The organism is Caulobacter sp. S45 (assembly GCF_009765965.1).
Taxonomy (GTDB): domain Bacteria; phylum Pseudomonadota; class Alphaproteobacteria; order Caulobacterales; family Caulobacteraceae; genus CAHJWH01.
This window is the reverse complement of the sequence record NZ_LMUL01000010.1, coordinates 302,185-309,820: the sequence shown is the minus strand read 5'-3', so window position 1 is coordinate 309,820 and position 7,636 is coordinate 302,185. Positions and strand designations below refer to the sequence as shown.

8 protein-coding genes are annotated in these 7,636 nt (G+C 65.9%); 3 read left to right on the top strand and 5 right to left on the bottom strand.

Translation table 11 applies throughout. The features are described from left to right. Positions 1-895: hypothetical protein (locus tag GSQ87_RS05950; RefSeq protein ID WP_158914238.1), on the top strand; the 895-nt coding region annotated here is incomplete at its 5' end. 24 nt (positions 896-919) lie between these two features. Beyond that, complete coding sequence (locus tag GSQ87_RS05945; protein WP_158914237.1) at positions 920-1,468, top strand: hypothetical protein; 549 nt, start codon at positions 920-922, stop codon at positions 1,466-1,468. Between the two features lie 52 nt (positions 1,469-1,520). Here GSQ87_RS05945 and GSQ87_RS05940 read toward each other — a convergent pair whose 3' ends face one another. Continuing rightward, positions 1,521-1,925 (bottom strand): hypothetical protein, encoded by a 405-nt coding sequence (locus GSQ87_RS05940; RefSeq protein ID WP_158914235.1) that lies wholly within the window; start codon positions 1,923-1,925, stop codon positions 1,521-1,523. A gap of 404 nt (positions 1,926-2,329) precedes the next feature. Then, entirely contained in the window at positions 2,330-2,602 is a 273-nt protein-coding gene (locus tag GSQ87_RS05935; protein ID WP_158914232.1) for a LuxR C-terminal-related transcriptional regulator, read from the bottom strand. A 612-nt stretch (positions 2,603-3,214) separates the two neighbouring features. On the opposite strand from GSQ87_RS05935, the gene GSQ87_RS05930 reads away from it, so the two are divergent. Beyond that, positions 3,215-3,463, top strand: a complete 249-nt coding sequence (locus GSQ87_RS05930; RefSeq protein ID WP_158914230.1) for a LuxR C-terminal-related transcriptional regulator — start codon at positions 3,215-3,217, stop codon at positions 3,461-3,463. Positions 3,464-3,494: 31 nt separating this feature from the next. On the opposite strand, the gene GSQ87_RS05925 is transcribed toward GSQ87_RS05930, so the two are convergent. From GSQ87_RS05925 to GSQ87_RS05915, 3 genes are all read right to left on the bottom strand, one after another. After that, positions 3,495-5,240, bottom strand: a complete 1,746-nt coding sequence (locus GSQ87_RS05925; RefSeq protein WP_158914228.1) for a long-chain-acyl-CoA synthetase — start codon at positions 5,238-5,240, stop codon at positions 3,495-3,497. Between the two features lie 130 nt (positions 5,241-5,370). Continuing rightward, positions 5,371-5,946, bottom strand: coding sequence for a YdcF family protein (locus tag GSQ87_RS05920; RefSeq protein WP_158914226.1), 576 nt, complete (start codon positions 5,944-5,946; stop codon positions 5,371-5,373). Between the two features lie 26 nt (positions 5,947-5,972). Then, a complete protein-coding gene (locus GSQ87_RS05915) occupies positions 5,973-7,625 on the bottom strand; it encodes an FAD-dependent oxidoreductase (protein WP_158914224.1) in 1,653 nt (550 codons plus the stop codon). Between the last annotated feature and the right edge of the window lie 11 nt (positions 7,626-7,636).

Genomic DNA, 7,636 nt, shown 5'->3' with positions numbered 1-7,636 from the left:
GGACGTGCTGGAGCCGCCGGCGCCGCCGGCGTTGTTGTTGCCGCTGTTGGCCAGCCGGTTGCCGCTGGAAGCGGCGTTGCCGCCAGTGCCGCCACTGCCGCCGGCGCCGCCAGCGCCGCCCGCATTGTTGTTGCCGCTGTTGGCCAGCCGGTTGCCGCTGGAAGCAGCGTTGCCGCTGGAGTTGTTGGTCGAGCTGCCGGTGGTGTTGCCGTTGTTCGACGTATTGCCGACGCTCGAGTTGCCGCTCTTGGACTGGGTGTTGCCAGCCGAGTTCGAGGTCGCCGCATTGCTCGCAGACGAACTCGTGGTGTTGTTGTTGGCGTTGCCGTTGCTGTTCGTATTGGCTGAGTTTCCGGCGTTCTTAACCGCTCCGCCCTGCGACTGGGACGCAGCCGTATTGGTGGCGGATGAGTTCGTGGCGTTATTGTTGCTGTTTCCGTTGGTATTGCTGTTAGATGAATTACCGCCGGTGTTGGCGCCGCCAGTCGCGGCGACATTGGTCGAGTTGCTGGCGCCGGAGTTGGAATTCGCCGTCGGCGTGTTCGTATTGGTGTTGCCGTTGGTCGAGTTTCCACCCGTGTTGGAGCCACCGGTCGCCCCGACAGTGGTCGAGTTGCTGGCGCCGGAGTTCGACGTCGAGGTGGGCGTATTGGTGTTGGTGCTGTTGGTGTTGCCGATATTCGAGTTGGAACCTCCCGTCGCATTGGCTCCGGCGTTGTTGTTGGCCGCGGCGGTGGAGCCCGAATTGACGCTGTTCTGGTTGGCCGAGTTGCCGCTGCCGGCGACAAGGCCGCCAGCCCCGCCGGCCGCCTGGGCTCCCGCCACATTGCTCGCGTTCGAGGTGGACCCGGAGTCGGCCGTCGGCGTCGCCGTGACCGTCGTATCCTGGGCGTAGGCGGAGTTTGCGGCCAGGGCCACAATGCTCACGCTCGCCAGCGCCATGGCGCGCAGAATAATCGCTTTCATAACCCTTCCTCCTTTCGAGGTCACAGGGCCCAACCAGAAGGGTCGCTCGCGCTACCAGCAGGCAGGGAAGCTGTTGCAGGTGTTTCTGTTTGACTTCGACTTTCCGGTCGTCGTCGTTGTGTTGCCGAAGGCGCCGCCGTTCTGGGAATTCGAGACGGTCCCATTGGCGTGCGTTCCGGATGTGCTGATCGTCGAGGCGGTCGTTCCCGCGCTGACCGCCGAGCTGCCGGACGTGCCGGCCTTGCCCAGCGAACTGTTGTTCGCCGCGACGTTCGTGCTTCCGGCGCCGCCGGGGCCCGAGGTGGTCGTGGAAACGGAGTTGACCGACGAGGTCGCCCCGGCCGTGGCGACGGTGTTGGTGGAGACCGAGGCCACACCGCCGTTCCCGCTGGAGACGACCGTCTTGGTCTGCGCGAGAGCCGGTGCGGCGATTGCAGCGACGGCTGTGGCCGTCAGAAGGACCTTGAACATGTCCGCGTCCTTTTCCGATGAAGTCCGATGAAGAGTAGGGAGGGGCGTGGCCCCTCCCCCGAAGGTCAGATCAAACGAGATGCCTAGTGGCCGTGGCCGTGGCCGCTCATGCTTTCCGTATTGGTGATGGTGAAGCCGCCGCCGGCGCCGCCCTGAGACGTCCCGGTCGAGCCCGTGGAGCTGGCGCCGCCGCCATGAGAGCCATGGCTCGAGGAGGGAACCGAGGTGACGACCGAGGACGAGGTGCCCCCGCTCGAGCCGCTGGAGCTCGCGCCGTTCCCAGCCTTGCCGTACGAGCTGTTGTTGGCGCCGGTGGACGTGGTCACGGCTCCGCCGTTCGACGCGGTCGAGGTGCTGCCCGAACCGACGATCGAGATGGCGCCCGAGCCGGAAGTGGTGCTCGAGAAGGAAGAAGTCCCGTTGGCGTAGGCTGCGCCCCCAACCAGGGAAGCCAGAGCCACGGCGCCGGCGAACAGATAAGCACGCATAACATATCCTCCGCGCAATGAGGGTGCGCACCCAAACGCCCCGGAATGGAGCGAATCTTTTCAGGGATTGACGCAAGCATTTGCACTCGAAGGTGCAAACTCATCGTCTGCGACGACACCAACCCGAAATAAAACCACCTGATGCGATGGTCGCCGCAATCGCGACGTTATCATTAATGGACAATAATGCTGGTCAGCGGTCAATAATAGATAATAACTAGAGGTTTCCGATATTCTCAATAATATCCAAGAAAAATATAAGGGTTTGGGGAGATTTTGACTGACTATCCAGTCATAAATGATTATTTCTACCCCACATCTGCTTCGCCTGTTAGGCGAAAAACAAAAGGCGGCGGGCTGTTACGCCCACCGCCTCTTCAATTCGAAGGTTTCAGATTCAGCCGCTAGCGCGCGGCCTTCTTTTCCCTGGTTGGCGCGCCCCCGTGGGACGGCCCCGCCATGACGGTATGAAACACGCCCGCGGTATTGTTCACGCCGAGCTTCTGACGCAGATGCGCGCGGTGGACCTCTACGGTCGGCACTCCGATGTGTAATGTCGCGGCGATTTGCTTGGAGGATTGAGCCGCCAATACCAGGCTAAGCACCTCTAATTCTTTATTCGTCAGACCATATACGTCGTGCAGCCAGAAAAGATTCGCCACCTCGTTACCAGGCATGGCCTCCTCGCCTCCCTAAGGCTGATCGAAGCGGGCCCAACGGTTCGCGCAATTATACTGCACTGCAAGATGCGCGGATCTAGGCGTTGCTATTTCCCGTCAGCCCATCCTCAATTTTATGTCCGATAAAGAGCGACAACATTGGTTAACGGTCAATAAGCGGAACTGATTACCCTTCACCCGACTGCAGCATCAGGCGGAAAACCACCCAAGGTAGAAATGATCACAATTCGCGACCTACGCCTACATAGTAAATGGTAGAGAGAGAAAAACGCCTGTCGCGGGAAATGAGCAGCCTCCATCGAAATCCCTCACATGTGCTTGAGAAGATTTCAAAAAAATACATCAGACGTCGAACGGATATGCCAGAACGGCGTCACCCAAAGACAATCTCGGCATACGCCCCGGCCTGACCTACCCCGCCGACGTCTCATCAACCGGAAACGACCTGATATACCGTGTGATTTTGTAGCACCCCCTAGTTACTATCGATGGCTCACACTTGACGCGTGCACGCTTAATCAATAATCATGCTAAATATGTCGTTATGGACACAATTTGAGGGGAACGCCTCTCAGGCACTGGGGCCATAAAGAGAAAGGTGGCAGTTCAATGCTCACCAGCACATCGATGAATGTCGCGTGGCTGCGCGACGCCTACGGGCTCACGCACAAGGAACTCGAGGTCGTGAGTCATCTACTGGACGCCAAATCGTCCAAGCAGATCGCCTACGATCTGCATCTATGCGTGCCAACGGTGGAGATTCACCGCGCGCATATTCGCCAGAAGATGGGGGTCAACAATACAGCCGGCGTCTTCCACGTCATCATGACCGGACCGACGCCTGATCTCCACGCCTGATCCAAGTCGCTAAGTCAGGGGGCGGCCCGGCCTACAACCGCAGCCGCCCCCCGTTCAGCTGCGCCGACAGCGGCCCGTCCAAAGGCGTGTAGCCGCCACCGAAATCCAGATAGATCGGATCGCGCGTACGCGCCGGATCGAACCCCGCCTCGACCAGGGCCTGCTTCTTCAGCTTGAAGGTCTCAGTGGTCGCAAGCTCGTCGGTCAGGCGCACGAACAGCGGCCGGGCATAGGCTGGCAGCCGCTCGGCCAGGTGGGCGTGCAACCGCGCCAGCTCGAACCCCTCCCCCGCCACCACCGCCGCCATCCCAGCACGCCCGTCGGCGCCGGGGACGGCCACCCCGTAGACGCAGGCCTCGACCACGCCCGCACAGGCCTCGACCGCAGCGGCCACCTCGCTGGTCGCCACGTTCTCGCCCTTCCAGCGGAAGGTGTCGCCCACCCGGTCGACGAAGTACCAGAAGCCCCGCGCGTCCTGGCGCATCAGGTCGCCGGTGCGCAGCCACGCGTCGCCCGGCTCGAACACGTCGCGCAGCACCTTGCGCGCGCTCTCGCCCGCGTCGGTATAGCCTTCGAAGCGGTTGGCCGCGTCGGCGTCCGGCGCGGCGATCCTGCCCAACGCCTCGCCCGCCTCGCCCCGCGCACAGGCGATGCACAGCCCGTCCTCGCCCCGCACAGGCCGCTCGGCTATGGGATCGAAACGCACGATGGCGGCCGGGAAACGATGGGCCAGGAACGGCGGCACCCGCCCGATCGCGCCGGGCTCGCCCTCGGCGTTGTACAGCGAGAAGGCGCCCTCGGTGGAGGCGTAGAACTCCAGCACCTGGGGGATGGCGAAGCGGTCCTGGAATGGCCGCCACACCTCGCCCCGCAACCCGTTGCCGCAGGCGAGCCGCAGCCGGTGCGCGCGCTCGTTCGGTCCGGGCGGGGCCGCCAACAGGTAGCGGCACAGCTCGCCGATGTACTGGAACACCGTGCAGCCCTGCTCGGTCACGTCGGCCCAGAAGTGGCTGGCCGAAAAGCGCTTGCGGATCACCACTGAACCGCCGGCGACCAGCATGGCCCCAGTCGCCACCACGCCCCCGACGCTGTGGTACAGCGGCAGGCAGTCGTAGAGCCGGTCGTCGGGCGTGGCGTCCATCATGCCGGCGAACCAGCCGCTCCACATCATCACCCGGTGGTGGCTTACATGGGCGGCCTTGGGCAGGCCCGTGGTGCCGGAGGTGTAGATCAGCAGGGCCGGCTCGGCGAGGGTCGGCGCGGGGTCTTCATGCGGCGCGAGCGGCGCGCCGGAACGCCCATCGGCGGGACCGCACGCGCCCAGCGTCCACGTCCGCAGGCCAAGGCCCTGGGGAACCTCATCCGCCAGTTCCGGATCGACGATCAGATGCCGCGCGCCCGACACCTTGAGGCAGTGCTCCAACGCCAGCCCGCGCAGATTGGAATTGATCAGGGCGACCACGCCGCCCACGCGCGTCACGCCGAGCCAGCAGGCCAGGTATTCCGGCCGGTTCGGGGCCAGCAGGGCCACCACCTCGCCGCCGACCAGCCCCTGCTCCAGCGCCCAGCGGGCGTAGGCGCGCAGGCGTGTGGCCAGTTCGGCGTAGCCGAAGGCCTCGCCTTCCCCGATCAGGGCCGGCGCGTCGCCCTGTACCTGCGCCATCGCCTCGACGGCTACGGCCAGGGTGAGCGTGGAGGCGCGGCGGACCTCGCGGGTGCGCTCCAGGGCGCGCAGCCAGGCCTTGTTGGCGCTGAGCTTGGGGGAAACCGGGCTCATGGCGCGTCTGCGATCTGCGTACTGCGAGACGCCCCTGCGGGGCTCCCCAACATGACGAAGGTAAGGGGATCGCAGAAATCATTCGTCATGCTGAGGAGCACTGAGCGCGTCTCGAAGCACGCAGATCCGCTCATGGCCGATCCCACGGGCAGACGCCGTAGGCCGCGCAATAGACCACGGTCTTGGCGAACTCCTCGAACACCCAGCGCGCCTCACGACGCGATCTGACCGCCAGCCACCCACGTCCCGGTTGGGTGGAGGCGACGCTGGCCTGCACGTCGGGGATGAACCTGCGGTAGGTACGCAAGGCGCGGGCGGAGTGCTGCCACGAGGTCACGATGACGATGCGGCGAAGCCCATGGGCTCGCAGGATCGGGGCCGAAAACAGCGCGTTCTCGCGGGTCGAGGCGGAGCGATCCTCGATCAGGATGTGGTCGGACGGCACGCCGTCCTCGATCAGGCCCTCGCGCACCCAGACATAGTCGCCCCGCCCGCTGAGCAGGATCATCGGCGCCACGCCGGCGAAGTACAGGCGCGCGGCCAGCGGCGTGCGGTCCCGGGGGTCGCCGCCGAGCACCACCAGGGCGTCAGCCTTTCCCGGCGGGTCGTCGTGCATCAGCAACCACGGGGCCAAGGGCGAGACCACGGCGTAGAGGGCCAGGACTGCGACGGCGGGGATAGCCAGCATCATCAGGGCCGGATGCATTCCCTTCCTACCTCTCACGCCCTCCTTCACCCGCCCTCCCCCGCCAGCCGCTCCGCCAGCCGCACGGCCAGCAGGATCGCGGTCAGGGTCGGGTTGGCCTGGCTGGAGGACGGGAACACTGCGCTGCCGGCCACAAACAGGTTGGACGCGCCGAACACCCGGCAGTCGGCGTCCACCACCCCCTGGTCGGCGGAGGCGGCCATGCGGATGGTGCCGATCTGGTGATGACCGTCCTGGCTCTGGCGCATCACCTCGGCCTCCAGCTCGGCCTCGGGGAATGTCCACTCCATCCGGCCGAGGCCCGTGCGCGCCAGCCAGTCGCCGAAGCAGGCGTGGGCCTTGATCACCGCGCGGATGTCGCTGTCGTGGAAGCGCAGGTCGATCTTCAGGCGCGGCAGGCCCAGCGCATCGACCTGGTCGGACAGGCTGACCCGGCTGTCGCGGTGCGGGGCGTGCTCGGCGTGGTAGCGGATGGCGTAGCGGCGCGCCTGGTTGGTCTGGAAGAACCCCGGCAGGCGCGGCTTGGCGACATAGCGGCGATACAGGAAGCCCGGGAAGAACCGCGCCGCCGCCGGCAGACCCTTGATCAGGTTGGCGATGTGGGGCGCCGCGCGCACCGGCTCCGGCGACAGGTCGAGCCCCGTATGCGAGCGCCGGATCGCTTCGGTGAGCAGCAGCCGCCCGAGCCACGGAACCGACAGCACCAGATAGCCCAGCGACATCACCGCATCGCCGTGGCTGGCGTTCCAGATCGGCGGGAATTCGGGCCAGAAGGCGATGTTGCTGAAGCCCTCGCGCTCCTGCAGATCGTGGCTGGGAGTGAAACGACGCCGCGCGAAGGCGCCCCGGCCGTCGTTGAAATAGTCCAGCTCGCCATCCAGCTCGGGACCGCTCAACGCCATGTCGGCGATACCGCCGATGGTGTGGCCCATGTAGTAGCGCCCCAGCGCCCCGTCCGGCCCGCCGAAGCGATGTGGGGAGCGGGCCTGTTCGGCCAGCAGCAGGCGGGTGGTCTCGAGCCCTCCGGCGGTTAGGGCGAACTGGCGAGCCGCGATCTCCGTACGGCTCCCCTCCAGGCCGCGCACGATTGCGGCGCGCACCCGGCCGTCGTCTTCGAACTCCAGTCCCGTCACGGTGGCGCCGAGCACCAGGCGCAGGTTGGGTTCCGTGCGCAGGCGCGCGTCGTAGGCGTCCTTGAACCGGGGCTGGGTGCTCCAGCGCTCCAGGTGCTCGAAGCTGAAGTCGGGATTGCAGATCGCGGTGCGGGTGAACGGCTCGAAGAAGTGCGCCTCGCCGCAGCCGGCGTAGGTGCAGGCGGCGGTGAGATAGGGCTCCAGGTCTTGGGCGGTGATCGGCCAACCGCTGCCCGGCACCGCGTCGCGGGGCAGGAAGTCGACGGGATCGAGCGGCACGCAGCGGCCACCCCACAGGTTGGACGCGCCGCCGAGCGAGCGCTGGTTGGTCACCGACATGGGCGGTTGATGCCGGGGCGTCAGGATCTCGGCCTCGCCCAGCGCCTCGGCGCGCGGATCGAGCTTGGCCAGCCCGGATTCCAGCAGCAGCACGCGCCGTCCGCGCCGCGCCAGCTCCAAGGCCAGGGTGATCCCCACGGGCCCGGCGCCCACCACGCACACCTCGTGCGGGGTCTCTCCGAGGGCGGTGGAGAAGGCCTCGATCATGGCCGCGCGGA

Excerpts from the sequence above, each read along its gene's own strand:
- GSQ87_RS05945 (WP_158914237.1), top strand. The coding sequence starts at position 920 with ATGCTCACGCTCGCCAGCGCCATGGCGCGCAGAATAATCGCTTTCATA.
- GSQ87_RS05940 (WP_158914235.1), bottom strand. The coding sequence starts at position 1,925 with ATGCGTGCTTATCTGTTCGCCGGCGCCGTGGCTCTGGCTTCCCTGGTT.
- GSQ87_RS05935 (WP_158914232.1), bottom strand. The coding sequence starts at position 2,602 with ATGCCTGGTAACGAGGTGGCGAATCTTTTCTGGCTGCACGACGTATAT.
- GSQ87_RS05930 (WP_158914230.1), top strand. The coding sequence starts at position 3,215 with ATGCTCACCAGCACATCGATGAATGTCGCGTGGCTGCGCGACGCCTAC.
- GSQ87_RS05925 (WP_158914228.1), bottom strand. The coding sequence starts at position 5,240 with ATGAGCCCGGTTTCCCCCAAGCTCAGCGCCAACAAGGCCTGGCTGCGC.
- GSQ87_RS05920 (WP_158914226.1), bottom strand. The coding sequence starts at position 5,946 with ATGCATCCGGCCCTGATGATGCTGGCTATCCCCGCCGTCGCAGTCCTG.
- GSQ87_RS05915 (WP_158914224.1), bottom strand. The coding sequence starts at position 7,625 with ATGATCGAGGCCTTCTCCACCGCCCTCGGAGAGACCCCGCACGAGGTG.